The organism is Lysobacter sp. TAB13 (assembly GCF_052113885.1).
GTDB lineage: Bacteria > Pseudomonadota > Gammaproteobacteria > Xanthomonadales > Xanthomonadaceae > Lysobacter > Lysobacter gummosus.
The window spans coordinates 1-688 of record NZ_JBFRDR010000073.1 but is presented as its reverse complement, the minus strand read 5'-3'; the positions used below and the strand labels follow the sequence as shown (position 1 = coordinate 688).

At 68.0% G+C, this 688-nt stretch carries 2 protein-coding genes; both read left to right on the top strand.

The features are described from left to right. Window positions 1-274, top strand: a 274-nt coding sequence (locus AB4Y92_RS25170) for a hypothetical protein (protein ID WP_441822098.1), incomplete at its 5' end; no start/stop codon positions are given. Further along, a complete protein-coding gene (locus AB4Y92_RS25165; RefSeq protein ID WP_113518571.1) occupies window positions 271-555 on the top strand; it encodes a BrnA antitoxin family protein in 285 nt (94 codons plus the stop codon). The genes AB4Y92_RS25170 and AB4Y92_RS25165, both read left to right, overlap by 4 nt. The last annotated feature ends 133 nt before the right edge of the window (window positions 556-688 follow it).

Genomic DNA, 688 nt, shown 5'->3' with positions numbered 1-688 from the left:
GTCCGAAGCCGGCATCATCTTCATCCCAGAGAATGGCGAAGGCGCGGGCGTGCGGCTGCGGAAGGGCTTTGTGCCCACGGCTGTCCCGACAGCGTCACATGCCTCGCTCAAGGTCAGCGCCAGCACGGTGCGGGCCCGCGCCGCACGCGCGGTGGACCATGCCATGAGCGACATGGACGCAAGCACGGCAGAGAAGACGGAACGCCGCGAGCGTTTGACCAACGAGCCTGACGTCGTCAGGAAAGCCCGCAGCAAGAGCAGGGACGCATCATGAACCACGACAGACCGCGCCGGCCGACCAGCGCCCGCGACCAGGCGGAAGCCCTGTTCAAGCCGGCTGCCCCGAAGGCGCCGCCCGTGATCGAGAAGCGACCCGCGCTTCCCGGTGCGAAGGAAATGGTGACGCTGCGGATCGACCGCGATGTCCTCGATCATTTCCAGAGCGGCGGACCAGGCTGGCAGGACCGCGTCAATGACGCGCTGCGCCAGGCGGCGGGCCTCGTAGGGGACGACGTGCTGAAGCTGGACGACCTCAACTCGTCGAATGACGGCTGAGGCGACCAGCGACGGCCGGCCCAGATCCGGCTGGTCGACAAACCCCTGAGCTGGCCTCACCACCGCGCGGCCGGCACCGGTTGCGCGGAGCGCGCTGGTCAGGTCTTGTTCTTGAGACCGTGCAGGCGGATGA

Bases quoted from the DNA above. Each gene is read 5' to 3' on its own strand.
- AB4Y92_RS25165 (WP_113518571.1), top strand. From the start codon at position 271: ATGAACCACGACAGACCGCGCCGGCCGACCAGCGCCCGCGACCAGGCG.